17 protein-coding genes, 1 tRNA gene and 1 pseudogene are annotated in these 18,464 nt (G+C 68.5%); 12 read left to right on the forward strand and 7 right to left on the reverse strand.

The window, feature by feature from the left end; all coding sequences use genetic code 11:
- Positions 1–212 precede the first annotated feature (212 nt).
- Positions 213–728: a DUF3145 domain-containing protein gene (locus N865_RS19835; RefSeq protein ID WP_084328408.1), complete on the reverse strand. Its 516-nt coding sequence runs from the start codon at positions 726–728 to the stop codon at positions 213–215.
- A gap of 174 nt (positions 729–902) precedes the next feature.
- Positions 903–1,244 (reverse strand): bifunctional 3-phenylpropionate/cinnamic acid dioxygenase ferredoxin subunit, encoded by a 342-nt coding sequence (locus N865_RS19840; RefSeq protein ID WP_034809937.1) that lies wholly within the window; start codon positions 1,242–1,244, stop codon positions 903–905.
- Between the two features lie 141 nt (positions 1,245–1,385).
- Between N865_RS19840 and N865_RS19845 the strand changes: the two genes are divergently transcribed.
- A tRNA-Ile gene (locus N865_RS19845) sits at positions 1,386–1,462 on the forward strand.
- Between the two features lie 14 nt (positions 1,463–1,476).
- On the opposite strand, the gene N865_RS19850 is transcribed toward N865_RS19845, so the two are convergent.
- From N865_RS19850 to N865_RS19860, 3 genes are read right to left on the reverse strand one after another with little or no spacing between them, the layout of a single operon-like run.
- The gene (locus N865_RS19850) at positions 1,477–2,601 is read right to left on the reverse strand and encodes a tyrosine-type recombinase/integrase (protein ID WP_051511142.1); all 1,125 of its coding nucleotides are present in this window, start codon (positions 2,599–2,601) and stop codon (positions 1,477–1,479) included.
- A gap of 1 nt (position 2,602) precedes the next feature.
- Positions 2,603–2,788, reverse strand: a complete 186-nt coding sequence (locus tag N865_RS19855; protein WP_034809918.1) for a helix-turn-helix transcriptional regulator — start codon at positions 2,786–2,788, stop codon at positions 2,603–2,605.
- A complete protein-coding gene (locus tag N865_RS19860; protein ID WP_157557794.1) occupies positions 2,785–4,380 on the reverse strand; it encodes a replication initiator in 1,596 nt (531 codons plus the stop codon). Before N865_RS19860 ends, N865_RS19855 begins: the two co-directional genes overlap by 4 nt.
- A gap of 501 nt (positions 4,381–4,881) precedes the next feature.
- On the opposite strand from N865_RS19860, the gene N865_RS19865 reads away from it, so the two are divergent.
- From N865_RS19865 to N865_RS19875, 3 genes are all read left to right on the forward strand, one after another.
- Positions 4,882–6,042 (forward strand): hypothetical protein, encoded by a 1,161-nt coding sequence (locus N865_RS19865; RefSeq protein ID WP_034809943.1) that lies wholly within the window; start codon positions 4,882–4,884, stop codon positions 6,040–6,042.
- A 153-nt stretch (positions 6,043–6,195) separates the two neighbouring features.
- Entirely contained in the window at positions 6,196–6,666 is a 471-nt protein-coding gene (locus N865_RS19870; protein ID WP_157557795.1) for a hypothetical protein, read from the forward strand.
- A 107-nt stretch (positions 6,667–6,773) separates the two neighbouring features.
- A complete protein-coding gene (locus tag N865_RS19875; RefSeq protein ID WP_034809923.1) occupies positions 6,774–7,244 on the forward strand; it encodes a hypothetical protein in 471 nt (156 codons plus the stop codon).
- A 1,030-nt stretch (positions 7,245–8,274) separates the two neighbouring features.
- Here the strand turns inward: N865_RS19875 and N865_RS19890 are convergent.
- Entirely contained in the window at positions 8,275–8,754 is a 480-nt protein-coding gene (locus N865_RS19890; RefSeq protein ID WP_169735770.1) for a DUF4265 domain-containing protein, read from the reverse strand.
- Positions 8,755–9,628: 874 nt separating this feature from the next.
- Between N865_RS19890 and N865_RS23770 the strand changes: the two are divergent.
- The 4 genes and pseudogenes from N865_RS23770 to N865_RS19900 form a co-directional block, all read left to right on the forward strand.
- A pseudogene (locus tag N865_RS23770) lies at positions 9,629–9,970 on the forward strand (IS110 family transposase); the annotation flags it as partial.
- Positions 9,971–10,046: 76 nt separating this feature from the next.
- Positions 10,047–10,289 (forward strand): transposase, encoded by a 243-nt coding sequence (locus N865_RS23775; RefSeq protein WP_281173521.1) that lies wholly within the window; start codon positions 10,047–10,049, stop codon positions 10,287–10,289.
- Complete coding sequence (locus N865_RS23630) at positions 10,289–10,738, forward strand: transposase (protein ID WP_281173522.1); 450 nt, start codon at positions 10,289–10,291, stop codon at positions 10,736–10,738. Before N865_RS23775 ends, N865_RS23630 begins: the two co-directional genes overlap by 1 nt.
- A gap of 78 nt (positions 10,739–10,816) precedes the next feature.
- The gene (locus N865_RS19900) at positions 10,817–11,539 is read left to right on the forward strand and encodes a DinB family protein (RefSeq protein WP_034809950.1); all 723 of its coding nucleotides are present in this window, start codon (positions 10,817–10,819) and stop codon (positions 11,537–11,539) included.
- A gap of 153 nt (positions 11,540–11,692) precedes the next feature.
- On the opposite strand, the gene N865_RS19905 is transcribed toward N865_RS19900, so the two are convergent.
- Positions 11,693–12,310, reverse strand: a complete 618-nt coding sequence (locus tag N865_RS19905) for a M23 family metallopeptidase (RefSeq protein ID WP_034809927.1) — start codon at positions 12,308–12,310, stop codon at positions 11,693–11,695.
- A 214-nt stretch (positions 12,311–12,524) separates the two neighbouring features.
- Between N865_RS19905 and N865_RS19910 the strand changes: the two genes are divergently transcribed.
- The 4 genes from N865_RS19910 (at position 12,525) to N865_RS19925 (ending at position 18,010) form a co-directional block, all read left to right on the forward strand.
- Complete coding sequence (locus N865_RS19910; protein ID WP_051511152.1) at positions 12,525–13,061, forward strand: ASCH domain-containing protein; 537 nt, start codon at positions 12,525–12,527, stop codon at positions 13,059–13,061.
- Between the two features lie 149 nt (positions 13,062–13,210).
- Positions 13,211–14,200 (forward strand): S66 family peptidase, encoded by a 990-nt coding sequence (locus N865_RS19915; RefSeq protein WP_051511155.1) that lies wholly within the window; start codon positions 13,211–13,213, stop codon positions 14,198–14,200.
- A gap of 449 nt (positions 14,201–14,649) precedes the next feature.
- Complete coding sequence (locus N865_RS22025) at positions 14,650–14,940, forward strand: hypothetical protein (protein WP_051511158.1); 291 nt, start codon at positions 14,650–14,652, stop codon at positions 14,938–14,940.
- A 214-nt stretch (positions 14,941–15,154) separates the two neighbouring features.
- Positions 15,155–18,010, forward strand: coding sequence for an ATP-binding protein (locus N865_RS19925; RefSeq protein ID WP_034809933.1), 2,856 nt, complete (start codon positions 15,155–15,157; stop codon positions 18,008–18,010).
- Positions 18,011–18,464 lie beyond the last annotated feature (454 nt).

Here is an 18,464-nt window from a genome sequence, read left to right on the forward strand (position 1 = left end):
ACGCGAATCAATTAGCAGACACGCCCTAGCGGAACGGTGCCCTGCGTCGCAGCCCGAGTGGGCGTCGCAGGGCACCCTCCCCGCAGAGCCGGCCCAGCGGCATACGTGCCGGGGTCGAGGCACTGCGGGGGACGCGAAGGGCCCGGGCGCACGAACCGCCCGGGCCCTTCGTCGTCCCGCGCCGAGGAGGTCACGGCGCGGGCTGGGGCAACTCACCCCACCTGATGCAGCCAGCGTACGGGGGCGCCGTCGCCTGCGTAGCGGAATGGCTCGAGCTCCTCGTCCCAGGCGGCCCCGAGGAGCAGGTCGATCTCCTCCTGAAGGGCGATGACGTCGCCGCGGGTCCGTGCGATGGCCTCACGGAGGCGGTCCTCGTGGATCACGGCGTCGCCGGAGACCGAGATCATCGTGTGGTGGATCCCAAGGCTCGGCGTGTGCGACCAACGGGCGCCGTCGGACCCCGCCGAAGGCTCCTCCGTGATCTCGTAGCGCAGTCCGTCCCACCCGCGCAGAGCGCTCGCGAGGTGGGCTCCGGTGCCGGCTGGACCCGACCACGACAGCTCGCTGCGGAGCATCCGCGGCGCAGCCGGCTGGGGGATCCAGTCGAAGTGGACGCGCTCGCCGAGGACGGCCTCGACCGCCCACGTGACGTGCGGGCAGAGCGCAGCGGGGGCTCCGTGCACGAACACGACCCCACGTGTGACGACGCGCGACATGGCGACAGACATCCGGACCTCCTGTGTGCGAGGGACGTCTTCCCCAACGACCTCTGCACCGATCGGTCAGTCACGCTGTCGAACAGTCGAGCGGTATGCCGCTGTGCCCGCACGGGGCGGGCACGTGACCCATTGTGCACCACCACGCACAGGCGCACCAGACGTTTCGGACGCTAGAGGCGTGGCTCAGGAGGTAGGTGCGACGCCCGGGCTGAGGAAGACCTCGTCGTCGCGCACCTCGACCTTGTGGGCCTGCACCGGCTTGGTGGCCGGGAGGCACAGCGCCTCACCGGTGCGCAGGCAGAAGCGCGCCGAGTGGAGCGGGCACTCGACCTCGCCCGCCTCGACCCAGCCCTCGGCGAGTGAGGCCTCCTCGTGCGAGCACGTGTCGTCGAGGGCGTAGTAAGTCCCGTCGTCGTCGCGGAACAGGGCGATCGCCTCGGGGGTGCCGGTGAGCTCGGTCGGCAGGACGACCGCCTCCCCCGGCTCGACGTCGTCGACCGCGGCGACGCGGATCCCCTCACTCATGCGCATGTCCCTCTCGTGCTGGTGGCGGCCTACCCTCGGCCCGTCGTCTGGTCTCTGGCGAGCCTAGAGGGTGAGCGCTGCGCGCCCCGAATCGGTCGCTAGACTCCAACCCGACCCGCGACGCTGCGCGCACGCGGTCCCGGGGCAGTAGCTCAGCCGGTCAGAGCAGCGGACTCATAATCCGTCGGTCCAGGGTTCAAGCCCCTGCTGCCCCACCACACGTTTGCGCAGGTCAGACGGCATCGGTGGCATGTTGTCGCCTCTCCTTCGGGGCCTCGGCAGGGTCGCGGGGGCACATCGGGGGCACAAGCCCGTCGAGCGCCAGCGCGACGGCGTCCAGGTCGTCGCCGAAGAGACCGGCGTACACGTCGAGCGTCATCGCCGCGGACGCGTGCCCCAGCATCTGCTGCACCGCCTTCACATTCGCGCCCGCGGCGATCGCCAGGGAGGCCGCGGTGTGCCGCAGGTCGTGAGGTCTCACGTTGACCAGACCCGCTTCCCGGCAGGCCGGGTCGAACACTCGGTGACGCCAGTTCCCCAGACGCACCGCTCCCCCACCGGGCGCGGTGAACAGGAGGTCATCCGGCCCCTTACCAGCGCACAGGGCCTCGATGCCGGGCCCGAGCGCCGGCGGGAACGGCACCGGCCGGGTCCGGTTCGTCTTCGGGGTGGACCAGACCAGCCGGCCACCGACCTCGGTCACGCTCTCGGCCACGACGAGCCGGCGACGCAACAGGTTGACCCGCCGCACCTTCAAGGCTGACAGCTCGCCGAACCTCAGCCCGCAGAACGCCAGCACGGCGACCGACAGCCCGTTACTGCCGGCGGCCGCCACGAGCCGGCCCACCTCCTCCGCCGACAGGAAGCGGGGCTCGAGCCGCACCGCTCGCGGCAGCTGCACGCCCGCAGCGGCGTTGCGGGAGATCCGACCGTCCTTGACCGCCTCGGCAAGGATCAACGAGAGCACCCGGTGGGCCTGTCGCACGCTGCCGGCCGAGAGGCCACTGGCGGACAGGTCCCGCACCCAGTCACGGACGTCCGTGTGCCGAAGGTCGGCGATTGCCCAGGACCCGAAGCGCGGCAGGATGTGGCCGGTCAGCAGCCCCCGGTAGCGCGTGGCGGTCGAGACCTTCAGGTGGGTCAGGCCCGAGGCCCAGCCTTCCGCGACGTCACGCACGCGCACCTTGCCCGCGATCGGGTCGATGTACTGGCCCCGGTGACGCTCAGCCTGCATCTGGTCGAGCCACCGTTGGGCGTCGACCTTACGCGCGAAGTTCTTCTTCCGCTGCCGCCCACCGGGGTCACGCCACCGCGCCTGCCAGCCCGCGCCCCTCGGGTTCTTGCCGATGCTGGCCATCTCAGGCGGCCTCGAGCTTGGCCCGGGACCATGCCTTGACCGAGTCCGGGTCGAAACGCAGGTACCGCCCGATCCGCATCGCGGGCGGACCCCCACCTCGGACCCGCCACTGGTAGATGGTGCCGACTGGAACCCGTAGGTAGTCACTCACGTCCTTCAACGTCCACAGTCTCTCCGGCTCACTCATCTGCCGAACCTTCCTCTCTCACAGTCGGTTTCCTTCCTGCTCGCTACTCGTCCTGTTCGCTGCTCGTTCCTGGCCGCTGCTCGTTCCTGGGCGTACTCGCGGGCGCGGGCAGCGGCGGCCTTGGCGAGCTCGGTGTCGCCGTCGGTGTCCCAGCCGGTCCCGGCGTAGGTCCACTGGCCGACGACGAGGGTGGTCTCCTCGGCGTCGTCCTGCAGGAGGTCGTCGAGGTCGCGGACATGGAGGGTCCGACCCTCCCGGTGCGCGGCGGCCAGGGCCCGTTCATAGCGGACCCGGCGCCGGCGCAGCTGCCCGAGGGTGACCGAGTAGCGGCGGGACTTGGTGGAGAAGTGGCCGCGGAAGCCGAGCATGTGCCGCCACTTGAACAGCAGCCCGTACGGGTGCTCGGCCATCGGCTGGTCGCTCGCGGCCGACTCGGCCCGCTGCCGGTCGACGATCGTGACGATGGTGGCGCGCAGCCGGCGGGCGTGGGGGCCGTGGGTGTTCGTGGAGTCGGTGGCGGACTTCGTCGCGTACTTCGCCAGGTAGCCGGCGACCTGCTCCGGGGTCAGCGCTCGGTCCGGGTCGTCGGTGCGGCGGGCGGCGGCGATCGGGCGGGCGTCGAACTGGGCGCCGAACCGCAGCCGACGGGTCACGTCCCCCTCGTGCAGCGACGGCGCGTCGAAGGAGACCCCGGCGCCTGCCTGCTCGACCAGGAGGGCCAGCAGCGCTGCTGTCAGCCCCGCGGGCGCAGGCGCGAACCCGTCAATGGTCTTGGGCCCGTCGAGCCGGATCAGGGCGTGGAAGTGCACGATCCCGCGCAGCTGGTACTCGGCAACCTTCGCGTACTGCACCGTCACCAGCTCCGCCAGCCTCGACTCGATGACGCCGAGCTGCTTGGCGAGGGTGCGGCGCAGGTCGATGGTGAACCGGCGCCACAGCTCCGGGGCCCACCACTGCCACACCAGGTGGCTCTCGTAGTCGTAGCAGTCCCGGCACAGCGGCTGCCCCAGCGGCTCGTCGCCGTCGGCGTGTCTGGCGTGGCAGACCGTCGGCCGCCCGTGCTCGCAGACCCGGTCCTGGCCTCTGAGGGTGAAGGGTCGGCAGGTGCGGCCGCCGCGGGTGCCGTGCACGAGCCCGAACGAGGGCGCGGTCAGCGTCGCGAACACCAGCGGGTTCTCGCCGACCTCCTCGGGGACGCCTCTGCCGCCGGTGACACCGGCCCGGATCAGGTGGAACGTGTCCGCCGCGTACAGGCGGGAGCACGACGGACAGTCGGCGGCGCGACGGTTGCCGCACCGGACGTGCAGCACCCCAAGGGGGCTGTCGGACGAGGAGAAGCTCGAGAGCACCTCGCCGGTGCGGGTGTCGACCGTCTGGGACGAGCCGTGGAGGCGGACCGGTTTGGCGCAGTGCCCGACCCGGGCGGCAGCCTCGGACCAGGCATCAAAGTCCCGCGACAGCAGCCGCGCGAGCACCTGTGCCTCGGTCGCCGCGTCGAGGTGGCCCAGATCCAGCGGTTGGCCCTCACCGGCTTGCTCTGTCGAGCGGAGGGGGACGGCGTCCCAGACACGCTCTCGTGTTTCCCGGGTCATGGCGGCCACCCCCTTCCCTAGCGGTCCGGGTGGGTGTGCCGTGCAGATACTGCGGCTCCCGCTGCACGGCACACCCGGTCCGAAAGGGCGGCCCAGAAACGATCGAGAAGAAGATGCCGGCGCTGCGGGGAGCCGCGCACACGCCAGGTCACGTCAAGAGACGACGTCAAAGGTCACGAAGAAAATGGCGGACCAGAAGATGCGTGTCGTGTGTGTGGCGGCTATTCGTGTGGATGGCCTCTGGCCGGGGTGGGGAGCCGACCCCCAGGGCATCAAGCCCGCAGTTTTTGTCAGTTCAGGTCTTTTGTGTGGGTGTGTCCGCACTCACCACCATCCCCGCTCAGGGCGGCGAACGACGAAGAAACACGCCGTGTGTCGCGCGGTCGAAGTTTCACTCACATGCCGATGAGCGGTCATTCGTGAGCCCGATCTTCTGCGACGGAATTGAGCCCATTCGTCGTGTTGCGGAGGTTCGATGACCCGCCGCTCATAGCATGTGGCGTGCCTTCACGCGGACCGCAGGCCCCACCCCGCCCCATCGCTCCGGGGGACGTCGTGGCGACGTACTGCCCAGAGCTCGGCGAATGGTCGGCCGCGCAGATCATCTCGGTGCACGACCGGTCCCAGGACGCCGACGTGCTCGACCTGGACTGGTCCGGGCCGGAGCCCCACAACGTCGCGGACCTGGGGCCACTCTCTGCCCTGCGCTTGACCCATCACGGGAGGTATGAGTTCGCGCAGTCCCACCGCGAGTGGGTGCTGCCCCGCAGCTACAAGAACCTCGGCGCCGCACCACTGTTGACGACAAAGGGATCAGGCACTTGGTCGACAGGGTGGTCGGTCGGGTTGGAGCTGCACTGGCGTCGACGCTGGGAGGCCGGGGAGCGAGATTACACTGAGGAGGGCCCGGAGTTCCGGCAGTACGAGGACGGGGAAGAGCTCCCTCCGGCCGCGGCCGCCCCGGAGGTCCGCGCCCTTTCGATCTACGTGATGCAGTCGGTCGACTGCGCCCGCATCGCCTCCACCTTCCCGAACCTCACCCGGCTGAACATCTGGGGTGAGATGGGCCGCCTGGTCAACGCCTCCGAGTTCAACCGGCTCCAGCAGCTACGACGCATCGACGTCCACGAGATGTTCGGCATGACCGCCCACGACCTGCTCGACCCTGCCCACCTGGCCGAGATGGAGTACATCTCCCTGGACTGCGTCCCAGCTGAATACGCCTACGCCATGCGACGGGCTTGGACCCCAGAGGCGAGCAAGGGCGTCTACCTGTCGATCAGCAAAGCGCGGACCCCGGAGTGGGTGCGCGAAAACGTCGACAACCCCCTGCGCGCCTGGGACGGCCGAGAGGGCATCTCGAACCGCACCTACAAGAAGGCCTTGACAGCATGGAAGGCCAGCACTCGCCCCATTCGGGAGGTCCTTCAGGCCGACATGAGCGCGGCCGAGCGCCGCGAGCAGCTGACCTCCCTCGGCGCGGCGTTTGCCGAGTCGTTCAACGAGGTGGCCGGCCCGGGCCATCTACTCATGACCGAGGAGCGCGACGAGCTCCTCGAGGCGCTGCACCGCCTTGTCACCGACGCCGCGGCCGTGGCCGTAGACCCCGAGGAAGCCGCACTAACCGTCATGCGCGCCGTGAACACGCACCGCGACTGGTAGCGCCACGATAGGCCCACGCCCCTCATCGCTGAGCCAGCTGGCCGAAGCCCCAAGCGGGGCCCGGTCTAGTAGCCGCGTCCGGCGCGTGCTGCGAGGCGGTGGAGCTGTCGGGTCCCCGGGCGGAGGAAGCCGCCCGCATGCTTGACTCGCCTCGTGGATACCGCGGACTTGGCAGAGCTTGCGCCAGAACTGATGGCGAGGCATCCGGGACACACTTGGACCGTGCAATCAGCCGGCGGACCGGGAGAGGATCTTCGCGCTGAGGTTGGGCTCCTGGCCGACCCGTCGCGAGTGGCGGCCGTGTACGTCCACGCCGGCGCCGAGGTGTACCACCTCGACTTCGAGGGCCACACCGACACGGACTTTGCCTACGAGGACCGCGACCGCATCGAAGCTTTCCAGGGCCGCATCGATCTTGCCGCGGCTGCCACGCGAGGCCCCACGAGGGTGACATTGCGCCTTGGTGGCGGCGTCGTGGTGCACTCGCAGCTGGTGGTCGACCCGGACGGTCCCAACCGACTCGAGGGACGGACCACCTCTTGGCCACTGCGGCGCCTGAAGGCACTACTACAGGGGCATCGTCTTGTTGAAAGGGTCATCGACCTACCGGCTGTCCAACGCTGACGCGTACTACTCACGACGGCATCGGGAACGTCCCCATCTGCCGCCGGTGGGAGGCGGCTCGGCCGGCGGATCAACCGCGCCAACCGCCCGGCGACTACCGTGCCCGTGTGAGCACCTTCCGCGTCCGAAAGTCCTTCGTACTTCTCGAGGCCTTTCTCGTGCCATCCGTGCTGGCCATTCTCTTGCTCGTCCTCATCAGGCCCGTCGTGCTCGCGGTACCGGCAGTGCTGGTGCTTTTGGCGTTTGGGACATGGAGCATGCTTCGGGCATCGCGGCGCGCGCTGACACTGAGTGACGAGGGTGTCCAACTGCAGCGCGACAAGTACCGCTTGGATGCCCCGTGGCATACGGTCGTTGGGGTCGACCGCGGCCGTCGTCGCGGCCTCGTCAAGGCCGACGAGCTCATCCTCGCCGAAAGCAGGATCCTCGCCCTGGACCATCGCAACCAAAGCACGACCCTGCCCAAGGGCTTGCAAGGTCATCCCGCCACAACTCGCGTGCAGGTGAGCCTTTACGACCGCGATTGGGCTTCTGGCCCGATAGGTGAGCGACTCAAGGCCCGGGGCATCACGATCTGACACACCCGACTTTGCGGCGTCGCGTGCATCGCGCCGGCCGGTTGGTCGGGCCTCGAGCATGAGAGCATCAAGGTGTGACCCAGGAGCTGAGCCGGCCACGGCCATCGCTACCCCGGCGGATCGGCTCGAAGGTTGCGGAGCTAGTGGGTGAGGCCGTTGCAGAGGGCCTCTTCGCGGTTCTCGCGTGCTCAGTCGCTGGGGCTGTGATCGCGGCCTTCATCTGGGGGTGGAATCGCCACCCGGTGGCGACGGTCACCGCTAGTGCGGCGATGGCCTGCTTGCTCGGCTACGGCGCCTGGAGCCTCCGGCCAAACGCACGACAGGCCCGCGAGCGTGGGCAGGGTCGGCGGGTTGCCGCCATCGCTTCCGGCGCCTTGCTCGTAACAGCCGTATGGCTGTTCTACGTCATCACCTACTGCACCTGCGCCTGAGCGGACTGCAAACCGCGGGGGCTGCTCCCCGCCTATGTCCGGTCGAGTGAACGTCCTCTTCTGCCGCGACCCGCGTGGTCGTGCCGATGAGTGCGAGGGGCGACGCCCTCGCCATGCGAGGCTTTGCCTGTGCCAGACACAGACCTTCCCGGTGGGGGAACGCCGCATCATGAAGCGCCGTGGATGGACGGACTCACGGGTCGGCGCCTCTTCATCTGGGCGTATCGCGCGGTCGCGGTCGCAATGGCCTTGGTCGCCTTCGCTTCGGCCGCCGTGGCCACCTTCGTCGGTGTCGGCGGGCCGAGAAGCGACGACGCGGTGCCAGCGGTGCTTCTCTCGTTGGGGGGTGCTTACTGCCTCTTCCTGAACCGAGCCGTCGGACGCAACTGGCGGGCGTACGTAGAGGCTCGGCGTGATGGGCAGCGGTGGGGACACTTCCTCGAGGTGCTGTACCCCCCACTCTGGGGATTCTCAAAGCGGTAGACGCCCGGAATTGCCGCCACTCGGTCGTGCCGACGTGACGATGGCCTATGGCCAGCCGTGCGGCCGACTGTCGGTGGCTCTCCCCGGCCCGAGAGTCGTACGACCGAGTCGAAGGACTACAGGTCGTCCCACCGCGCGCCAACGCACGCTTCCTCAAAGGTCCACCGGCCGGCTTCGGCGCCAGCACGAAGCAGACTCTTGATTGCCCCCAAATCGGCTTCCGCAGGGATGTCAAGCGCAAGCATCCAACTCGGTGGCCCCATGCCCTCCGCATCGACGCCGAGATTCGTGAACTCCGTTCCGACGTGTTCGACAACGGCGTCAGGATCGCCCTGGACATTGAGCGAGACTCGTACGACGTTGCGACCGGACCACTGACGAACCCGGGTGACCCAAAGTCTCCCGTCGGCGCCGGTCTCCGCCTCCACGATGTCGTCGAATGCCACTCCGGTCACGAACCAAGGGACGTTCGCCAAGCGGAATGTCCCGTCACCCAAATCGGAGGCCCACAGGCCTTCGCTCTCTACGGACGTGCGGGCCTGGGCGTCGGGCACGAGGTGGAACCTCACCTGCACCATGGACTTGGAATCGCTCACCGACAACACCGTAGTGTCCACCGAACGGCGCATGACCTATCTCATCCCTCCGCCAGGATCACGGACGCGCGCTTGAGTGGCTACCGGACCAAGACCCCCATTGACGTCCGGACGTGCCGCTCCCCGAGCACGCAGGATCCACGGGCCGCGCAATCGGGATTCGAGTCGGTGAAGAGTTTCTGTACTGGCTCAAGCTGCGCCTGCGGCGCAGAAAAGCGCGGGGACCCGCGTCGGGGACCCCGCGCTGCGGGCGGCGCTGGCGCGCCGTCCTCGCGCACCCCGCCGCCCCCACGCTTTATGACGAGCTCACGGCGGAGCCCGACCTGTTGACGACACTCTCAGTCGCCCCATCGGTGATCGGCCGGGACTCAGGCGCCTGGACGAGGGAGGCCCCAGCCGTCGCAGCTCGGGCACCGTCCCATGGAGGACCACTGCCCACCACAAGCACCTGGCTAGCCCTACCGCCCGCGTTCCGAGCTCCGCGTGCGCCTTCTGCGCGTGACCTCCCAGCCGAGCCACCTTGGCATCAGTGCACAGACCAGGACGGCGCACGTGGCGGCGGCCGCGCTGGGGCGCGCTGGGGGCACAGCCGCTCCGCAAAGGTGGTTGAACGCCATCAACCGATGCCCATCGGCGTGTGCTCCAACGGATCCTCGGACAAGCCGACAGCCTCACCCCGCACCGACTCATAATCCGTCGGTCCAGGGTTCAAGCCCCTGCTGCCCCACTCACGTCTCCGCAGTTCAGCGGGCTGCGGAGCGCAGGCAGAGCGCATCTTGGGAGATGGTGTGGCACATTTGTGGCACACCATCGCTAGATGCAGCTGGCGACGCGGTGCCAGGGGCGAGACCGCCACCAGGCCGGCTACGCCGCGATGCGGTCGTACGTGAAGTCCTGGCCGGAGCGGGTGTGGGCGCTCGAGGGCAGCAACGGCGCCGGGCGTCCGCTGGCGCAGCGGCTCCTCGAGGACGGCGAACAGGTTGTCGACGTCCCGGCGACGCTCGCCGCGCGGGTCCGGCTGTTCGATACCGGCCTGGGCCGCAAGACCGACGCGCTCGATGCGCACTCCATCGCGGTCGTCGCAGTCCGCACCAAGACCCTGCGGGTGCTGCGGCTCGACGGTGAGCTCGAGGCTTTGCGGATGCTGTCGGACCGCCGCGAGGAGCTGACCCGGCTGCGGGTCCAGATCGTCAACCGGCTCCCCCGGCTGCTGGCTGAACTGGTGCCGGCTAGTAGGCGGCACGGCGAAGAAGGACCTGACGGCCTTGCAGGCCAGAGCGATTCTCGCGTCGGTGCGCCCGCGGGACATCGCCGGCAAGACCCGCCGCCGGATCGCCGCCGAGGAGCTGGCCGACTTGGTCGCGGTCGAGGCGAAGATGAAGAAGGCCACCGCCGAGCTCAAGGTCCTGGTCAAGGCGCGAGGCTCCCGGCTGATGGACCTTCGCGGCATCGGACCCGTCGTCGCCGCCCGGACGTTGGCTGACGTCGGCGACATCGCCCGGTTTCCCGACCGCAACCGGTTCGCCTCCTGCTGATCGACGCGACCGGCACCGCACCCCTGGACGCGTCCTCGGGTGAGCAGAACCGGCACCGTCTCTCCCGAGCCGGGAACCGCCGGATGAACCACATGATCCACATCGCCGCGATCAGCCAGATCCGCCTCGACACCCCCGGTCGGACCTACTACCGGCGCAAGCTCGCCGCGGGCAAGACGAAGCTCGAAGCGCTGCGCTGCCTTAAGCGCAGGATCTCCGACGCGCTCTATCGCCAGCTCGTCGCCGACGCCGCAGCCGCGACGGCAGCGAGCCTCGAGGCGGGCCCGGGAGGGCACTGCGGGGCGTCTCAAGAATCCAGCGCGGTCGACCTGCCCCCGCACATCGACACTTCGGATCAGCCACTTCCCGGACCCGCGAAATCGACGCTACAACCGCCCCACTCCGCACGGAAGACCTCAAGCCCCAGAACGGAGTCGGCCACCCGTTGACAACAAAGGGGTGCCGGAAGGACGCAGGTGTCGCGGCAGGTCCGGCTTGGCGTCGGCGGTGCGACCTACCCTGTCTGCATGCGACGCTTCGACGACGAGGACCTCACCGGGGCAGAGTTCCGCGAATGCGACCTGAGTAGAGCGCGGATGGTCGGCGTGGTCATGCAGGGCGCCGAGATCGACGGCCTGGTCACCGATCTCGTGGTCAACGGGGTCGAGGTGATGTCGTACGTCGAGGCGGAGCTCGATCGCCGTCATCCGGTCCGGCTGCTGATCCGCTCCGACCAGCCGGACGACCTGCGAGAGGCCTGGCGGCGACTGCGGGAGGATTGGGCGAGGACCACCGAACGAGTGCGGTCCATGCCGGAGGACAGCGAGCATCACGGCGTCGATGACGAGTGGTCGATGGTCGAAACCCTGCGCCACCTTGTCTTCGTTCACGACTCTTGGTTCAGACGCTGCGTGCTCGGGCTCACCGAGCCGTTCACGGCCATGGGACTGGGGCCACCGTCCGTCATGGCTCAGGAGGAGAACGGTCTCGACCCGTCCGCCCAACCGAGCCTCAACGAGGTGCTCGCCGTACGAGTCCGGCAGGCGTCAAAGATCGAGTCATGGCTGGACCAGGTGACACCTGACCAGCTCGCGCAGACCGCGCCGGTCCCCGACGACGACAGGTGGCCCCCGTACGCCAAGGGGCGGACAGTGCGGCAATGCCTCGGCGCCGTGCTCAACGAGGAATGGGCTCACCACGGGTTCTGCCGGCGTGACCTGGACAAACTCTCGCGTCAGGATCCTTCGTAGGGTTCATGAGCGAAGGGCACCGTGAGTCAGCCCTCAGTGAGAAGCACGCACGCGCGGATCTCGACATGGAAGCGATGTCACGGCCACCGCTCGGCAGGCGGCGGTTATTCGCACAAGAAGGCGCTCGCGTTTGTCAGGGTGGGAGGGGTGCCTTCACACCGCGTCGATGACTTCGCCGTTGCGGGGTAGGCGGCCGCTGAAGGTGATGGGGACAGCGGAGGCGTGCAGCACGTCCAAGCGGTCGATGGCCTGAAGGTGGACATGCGGTTCGGTGCTGTTGCCTGAGTTGCCGCAATGCCCGAGCGGCTCGCCCACCACAACGCTTCGACCAAGCTGTGCCTGGACGCTGCGGTGTTGCAGGTGGCACACCGCGATCACCCAGCCGTCACGCGTTTGGATCATCACGTGGTTGCCAGCCAACGCTACCCAACCTTCTGCTGCCCGGCGGCGCTGCGTGAGGGCATAACCAACGGAGGGCAGCCCACGGAAGGCCTGGTGATCAGGCGCCGTGTCGTGCACGCCGACGACCACGCCATGGACGGGTGCGAGGATGGGGCGTCCGAAGCCCGGAAACCGCTCTGCCGGTTCGGGGCGCAGAAGCGACCCGAACGTGATTGGTGCTGTTCGCCCTGCCTCGTTGACGGGGACGAAGTCGATCGCAAATGCGGTGGCGAACAGATCGGTGCCGTGACTGGGCACTCGGTTCGCAGGGCTGTTCTGGGTCAGCCAACGGCCCACGAATGGGTATGCCAGGTCGACGGTCGACAACATTCGGCTGACCCCACTCTCCGCGCCAGGACGATCCCATTCTGCTGCTGCCTCGGTCGGGCGGTACAGGTGCTTGTGTCGCCGTGGGGGTAGTCGACAAGCGGCGCTGTGACGCAGGTGGAACATGACGCCCGACTCAATGGAGTCTGGGCTCGTTGGCGTGAGTGGCGGAGGCAGGAGGGTCATGAGCGTGTCCGTCTGGGGCTAGCCTCGGGTCATGGATGCAGCCGAGCCGGGTTCTGAAGATTCGTCGGTGATCGAGTCCTTCTGGCAGGTCGCCAGGATGCGCGCCAAGCTCAACCCGACCGGGTTCTACACCGGGGAGCGGCCCATGGGGTCCCTTCGGCCGCCCGCATGGGCCTTCGGGGCCACACCCGAGCAGGCCGACGAGCTTCTCGCGCTCGTGTTATCCGGTATCAAGACCGCGACTTCCGGCGCGCTGTGGGACTACGAGGCGGAGGGTGAGGAACTGCCCACGCCTGGAGCTCTTGACATCGTCACCGACGGTCGGGGGGTGCCGCACGCCTTGATCGTGACGACTCAGGTCGACATCGTCCCCTTTGACGAGGTAGGCGCCGAGCACGCGTTCCTTGAGGGTGAGGGCGACCGGTCGCTGGGCACCTGGCGCGAGGTGCACGAGCGGTTCTTCACCGAGCACGCGGTGCACGGCCGTGGCTTCAGCCGGGACATGCCGGTCGTCCTTCAGCGGTTCGCCGTTCTCTACAGTGAGCCCTCCGCCGGCTTGGGTAACTGACGAGGTGGCTGGCTGCCCCGTCCAGCGGGACTTCTGGCGGGTCTCAACCACTCTCTGCTTGTCCGTTCTCTGTCTTGCCCGACCCGCGGCGGATAGACGCGGGTCTCGTCGCACCAGTCGGGGTATGAGCCGGCCGATAGCCTCTGCGCATGGAGTACGTGTTCCCCCCGAAGTTGCGGCCCGGTTCTCACGTCCGGGTGGTGGCGCCCGCACGCTCGCGCGCCATGACCACCGCAGGCAACAACAACGCCGTCATCGCAGAGCGGCACCTGGCCGACCTCGGGCTGCGCATCTCCTATGGCGAGCACGTTGACGAACGCGACCGCTACGACTCGTCCTCGATCGCGTCGCGCGTCGCCGACCTGCACGCTGCGTACGTCGATCCGTCGGTCGACGCGCTGCTGACCGTCATCGGCGGCTTCAACAGCAACGAGCTGCTGCCTCACGTGGACTTCGACCTGATCGGCGACAACCCGAAGATCCTGTGTGGGTACTCCGACATCACAGCGCTGCAGAACGCCATCACCGCCACGACGGGGGTCGTCACGTACTCCGGGCCGCACTGGTCGACCTTCGGGATGCGCGACCTCGGTGAGCGGACTCGGGAGTGGTTCCGTCAGACCCTCATGAGTAACGACCCGGTCGTCGTCGAGCCGGGGACGTGGTTCACCGACGACTTGTGGTTCCTCGACCAGGCCAACCGCACCCGGCTGCCGACCGACGGTTGGTGGGTCCTGCACCCCGGTCAAGCCGAGGGCCGCATCGTCGGCGGGAACCTGTGCACCCTCAACCTGCTCCAGGGCACTCCTTACATGCCGTCGATCGCTGACATGGTCCTGTTCGTGGAAGACGATGAGATCAGCAACCCCGTCGAGTTCCGCCGCGACATCCACTCTCTGATGCAGCAGCCCGGAGCCGAGACAGTGCGCGCTCTGGTCATCGGACGATTCCAGCAGGCCAGCGGGGTCTCTCGCGAGGACCTACGGGCGCTCGTCGCCGACATCCCCTCCCTGGGCGGGAAGCCGGTACTCGCCAACGTCGACTTCGGTCACACCAACCCCGTCATGACCTTCCCGATCGGCGGGACGGTGCAGGTCGTCGCAACCGAGAACCCTCGCCTCACCGTGACCCAGCACTGACCAACGCCCGACCGGGGCAGACAGTGAACAACGAGCGCAAGCTCGCTCGCCGGCAGGGCCCGGTAACGCCATGGCACCCGGCAGGCGGCGGCTGGACGCAAGTCTGGAGGGGCCGTAGCTCAAGTGTCAGCCGTGGGGGTCACGGTGCACCGAGCGTCGAACCGGCTGTGGCTGGTTACAGGTGGTCCAGCGCGTTCGTGCGGGGTAGGTAGGCGGCCGCGTTGCGTTCTAGCAGGGAGTCGCTGATCAGCTCGGTGTCGTGGTCGCGGAAGCTGAATCGCCAGGTAATGGTTGCCACGGTTACCGGGGCCGCGCGCTGTGGTGGAGTACCGAGGATAGGTAGTCACGCGGGGCAAGACTGTTAGGGCGACCGATGTGGCGTCGGGGTGTGCCCCCGGAAAGTGGAAGGCGTCGGCAGTGTGCCGGCGAACACGATCCAGGAGCACGCCATGAACCTTCGCACCACTGCGGTCACCGTGATCGCCATTGCCAGTCTTGCCATGCCGGCGAGCGCGTACGCATTGCAGCAGATGCCTGATTCACCCACGGGGTCGGTGTCGATCAGCGATTCGGGACCGGCGAACGTCGACCCCAATCGCAACGATGGGTGCTTCGTCGTCACGGGCCAGATCGCCGGTGGACCCGACAGCTCTTCCGCCGCAGACCACACCTACGCGGTCTCTGGCGCGGGCTCTTCGCCAGCGGCCGAACGGCACATCGAGGACTGCCAGAGGCGCTAGCCCAACCGCGCGGTGACGCTCCGCGCCGGGCCGGCCCAGGCATTCGGGGCCGGCGCTGGCCGAGAGTTACATCCACAACGACATCGTCCTCATGCTCAACGTCGGCACGTCAGCCGTGCTTTGACGCTCCGCGCCCCGAACCCTCGGACCAACGCCACTGGGCGCTTTAGGCTGGGTCATCAGACAACAGCGCCGCCCGTGGGGAGGTCGGAGCATGAGCGGGGGCGAGCCGCTGATTGGCCGCGAGCCGGAACTGGCCCTGACCGACCGGCTGCTCAAGTCGGTCGCGGGAAAACCCGAGCCCTGGGACCCGTCGCAGGCCCGGGCACTGCTGGTCGTCGGGGATGCGGGGGTGGGCAAGACGACCTTGGCTCACGCCATCCTCGACCACGCCCTTCGGCTGGGACTCGCCGGAGGTGTCGGCCATTGCCTGGATCTGGCGACAGGTACTGCCTTCGCGCCGGTGACCGAGGCGCTGCGTCAAGTTGTCGCCTCGCGCTCCCACCTCCCAGGCCTGGATGCCACTGCGGCTCAGTGGCTCTCGCCCGACGCGATCGCCGAGGGAAACGTCCTGGAGCGACTTCTGGGCGCGACCGCGGAGCTCGCGCGGGAGCAGGCGATCGTTGTCGTGATCGAGGACTTGCACTGGTCCGACCGCTCCACAAGGGACTATGTCGTTGCACTGGTCCGCACCAGCCGCGCCCCGATGCTGCTCGTCGTCACGACCAGATCGGACGACCTCACGGCAGAGCATCCGGGCCGGAGCGCTATCTCCGAGCTGTCCCTTTCTGCTGGAACGACAAGGCTGGCCTTGGAGCCGCTCACCGAGGCCGGGGTGGCCGAGCTCGGGCGCCGACGTTTGGGCCGGCCGCTCTCCGCGGCCGAGCTCGACACCATCATGGCCCGTTCCCGCGGCAACCCGCTCTATGCGGAGGAGATCATGACCGCCCCCGGTGAACGGGTGCCGTCATCCTTGCGGGATCTGCTGCTGCGACACGTGGTGGGCCTGTCGGCCCCGGCCGCCGCGCTGGTGCGCCTGGCGTCCGTCGGCGGCGCTGTCCTCGATCTCGACTTGCTTCGCGACGCATCCGGTCTGGACACGACGAGGTTCGAGGCCCTGACTCGGGAGGCGCTTGCGGCCAACGTCTTCACACGGCACGGGGACCAGTTCGCGTTCCGGCATGCGCTGCTACGTGAAGCCGTCGAGGACGGCCTCCTGCCAAGCGAGCGCGTCGCACTGCACCGAGCGTTCGTCGACATCCTGCGAGAGCGCACGGAGGTTGGGTCCGCCGCCGTGCGTTGGCGGGCTAACGCGGCGCTGGCCGTGCACGCCGCCGCCGCCGACGACCAAGGAACGGCCCTGCTGGCCCACATCAACGCGGGCCGTGCCGCCCAGCGTTCAGGAGCGAGCGAGGCCGGTGACCACTTCGAGTCGGCCCTGGCGCTGTGGCCCGACGTACCCGACGCCTCCCAGCTCGCAGGAATCTCGGAAGCCGAGGTCGCCGCCCTGGCGGCCGAGTCGCTGCTCACCTTCTTCCAGGCCGAGCGCGTCGAGGGCCTCCTGCGCCGGGCCGTCGATCGCCTCGACTCCGTGGACAACCCACTCGCGGCGAGCCGCGTTCTCACCGTCGTCGCGCACGGCAGGCACCATGGGGGTGGGCTGCTCGACCCCTGGACGGCCGTCGAACGCTCTATCGCGCTCGCTTCGGACCAACCGAGCGTCGAGCTGTCGCGGGCACTCAAGGCCAAGGCCCTCTTGCACGTTCGCGGCCACGAGTTCTCGCGGGCCCTCATAGCCGCAAACGAGGCTGTGGAAATCGCTCAGCGGGTCGAGTCGCTGAGTGCCGAGTACGACGCCCGATTTCTTGCGGGCACGGTGCTCTCGTGCCTCGGGCGCCTTTCCGCAGGGAACCTGGCCTTCCGATCGTCCATCGCGCTCGCCCAGCGGGCGCAGGCCACGGGTAGCGCGCTGGTGATCCAAGGGGAGCTCGCCTGGGGGCTGATCTGCTCCGGACACATCGAGGAGGGATGCGCCCTGGCTCGACAGGGCGAGTCTGCGGCATACCGTGAAGGACTCCTCAGGGCCGCCACCTTCAACGGCGAGCAGGAGCTGGCGGTTCTCATTTGGCAGGGACGACTGGCCGAGGCACGTCAGCGGTTGGACGGGCTGGTCCGTGCCGGTTATGACGAGAACAGGAGTCGATGGTTCGAGGCAGACCTGCTCCTCGCCGAAGGTGAACTCGAGGCGGCTCTAGCGATCGAGGAGCTGACGATTCAGGCGGACCTGCGTGCACCTCAGAGCGATCCAGACGACACCGTTCGGCGCGTCGAGCTGTTCGAGCAGCTCGGCGACGTGGCTCGCGAGGTGGATACGGCGCACCGGCAGCTACTCTCGCCGGAGCCTGAGTCGCCGACCAGTGCCGCTGTGCAGGCCCGCTGCGCCTTTCAGGCACTCTCCGCAGCGGCTCACACGACCTACACGGTGCCCGAGGACCTGCCACAGTCCGCGGCGGACGCCTTAGCGGTGGCCCGCAGGTTTCTGACTGACGACTGGGCCCAGTCGTGGTACGGCGCCCAGCACGCCGCGGCGGAGGCGTATGCCGCCCAGCTCGAAGGCCGCCCCGCGATCGACTCGTGGACGCACGCGGTCGAACTCGCCGCGCATTATGGCGCATTCTTCGCCCTGCGCCCCCAGCTCGAGCTGTCGCTAGAGGAGCTCCGCCACGGCAAGCGCGACGCCGGTAAGGAACACCTCGTGGCGGTCTGGCGCTCGGCCCAGTCCATGGGGGCACGCTGGTTCTCGCAGCGGGCCGCCACCGAGGCGCGACGACACCGGGTCTCGCTGCCTGCGGGCCCGGGACATGGCCCCAGCCCGCTGGACCGCCTGACCCCGCGCGAGCGCGACGTACTCGAGTTGCTCGCCCAGGGAGCCACAAACCGCGCCATAGCCCGAACCCTGTTCATCAGCGAGAGGACGGCCGCGCTCCACGTCAGCAGCATCCTCGCCAAGCTCGACGTTACTAACCGCGGCGAGGCCGCGGCGGTTGCCCGACGAACAACGGACGCCTAGAGCGACCGGCACACAGACCGCCAGTCCCTGCCCACGCTCTCGGCGTCGCGGAGTCCACTCGCCGCTGCCTACTGCCTGGACGACAGCCGCAGAGACGCCATGAGTCCAAGAACGGCGACGCGAACCCCGAAATCGAACGCCTCAATTCGCTCCAGGCCGCCCTCGAAACGGACTGGGACGCTGCAGGCTTTCAATGGCGCTGGTAAGCCACGCAGGCGAGCTCTGAGAGTTCGCCGGAGTCACACGGGTCCCCCCGAAACGCGGTCCGAATGGGGTCACAGGTCCGCGCCGCCGCTCATCATGCTCGAACTATGGTTCCGGCCTGCATCGACCGCGCCGGAGCCTGCTGCGGCTCGTGGAAGTTCACCCCAGAGCACAGTCACTCCCCTGAGGCCACTTCCAGAACGCCCGCTTCGCGGCTGTTAGTGTCGACGACGCTTGAAAACGAGGCCAT

The sequence above is a fragment of the Intrasporangium oryzae NRRL B-24470 genome (genome assembly GCF_000576595.1).
In the GTDB taxonomy this organism is placed as follows: Bacteria; Actinomycetota; Actinomycetes; order Actinomycetales; family Dermatophilaceae; genus Intrasporangium_C; species Intrasporangium_C oryzae.

What these genes read in the sequence shown, in the direction of transcription:
- N865_RS19915 (WP_051511155.1), top strand. Translation starts at nt 13,211, where the DNA reads ATGGAGTACGTGTTCCCCCCGAAGTTGCGGCCCGGTTCTCACGTCCGG.
- N865_RS19835 (WP_084328408.1), bottom strand. Translation starts at nt 728, where the DNA reads ATGTCTGTCGCCATGTCGCGCGTCGTCACACGTGGGGTCGTGTTCGTG.
- N865_RS19900 (WP_034809950.1), top strand. Translation starts at nt 10,817, where the DNA reads ATGCGACGCTTCGACGACGAGGACCTCACCGGGGCAGAGTTCCGCGAA.
- N865_RS19925 (WP_034809933.1), top strand. Translation starts at nt 15,155, where the DNA reads ATGAGCGGGGGCGAGCCGCTGATTGGCCGCGAGCCGGAACTGGCCCTG.
- N865_RS22025 (WP_051511158.1), top strand. Translation starts at nt 14,650, where the DNA reads ATGAACCTTCGCACCACTGCGGTCACCGTGATCGCCATTGCCAGTCTT.
- N865_RS19860 (WP_157557794.1), bottom strand. Translation starts at nt 4,380, where the DNA reads ATGACCCGGGAAACACGAGAGCGTGTCTGGGACGCCGTCCCCCTCCGC.
- N865_RS19850 (WP_051511142.1), bottom strand. Translation starts at nt 2,601, where the DNA reads ATGGCCAGCATCGGCAAGAACCCGAGGGGCGCGGGCTGGCAGGCGCGG.
- N865_RS19855 (WP_034809918.1), bottom strand. Translation starts at nt 2,788, where the DNA reads ATGAGTGAGCCGGAGAGACTGTGGACGTTGAAGGACGTGAGTGACTAC.
- N865_RS19905 (WP_034809927.1), bottom strand. Translation starts at nt 12,310, where the DNA reads ATGTTGTCGACCGTCGACCTGGCATACCCATTCGTGGGCCGTTGGCTG.
- N865_RS19910 (WP_051511152.1), top strand. Translation starts at nt 12,525, where the DNA reads ATGGATGCAGCCGAGCCGGGTTCTGAAGATTCGTCGGTGATCGAGTCC.
- N865_RS19840 (WP_034809937.1), bottom strand. Translation starts at nt 1,244, where the DNA reads ATGAGTGAGGGGATCCGCGTCGCCGCGGTCGACGACGTCGAGCCGGGG.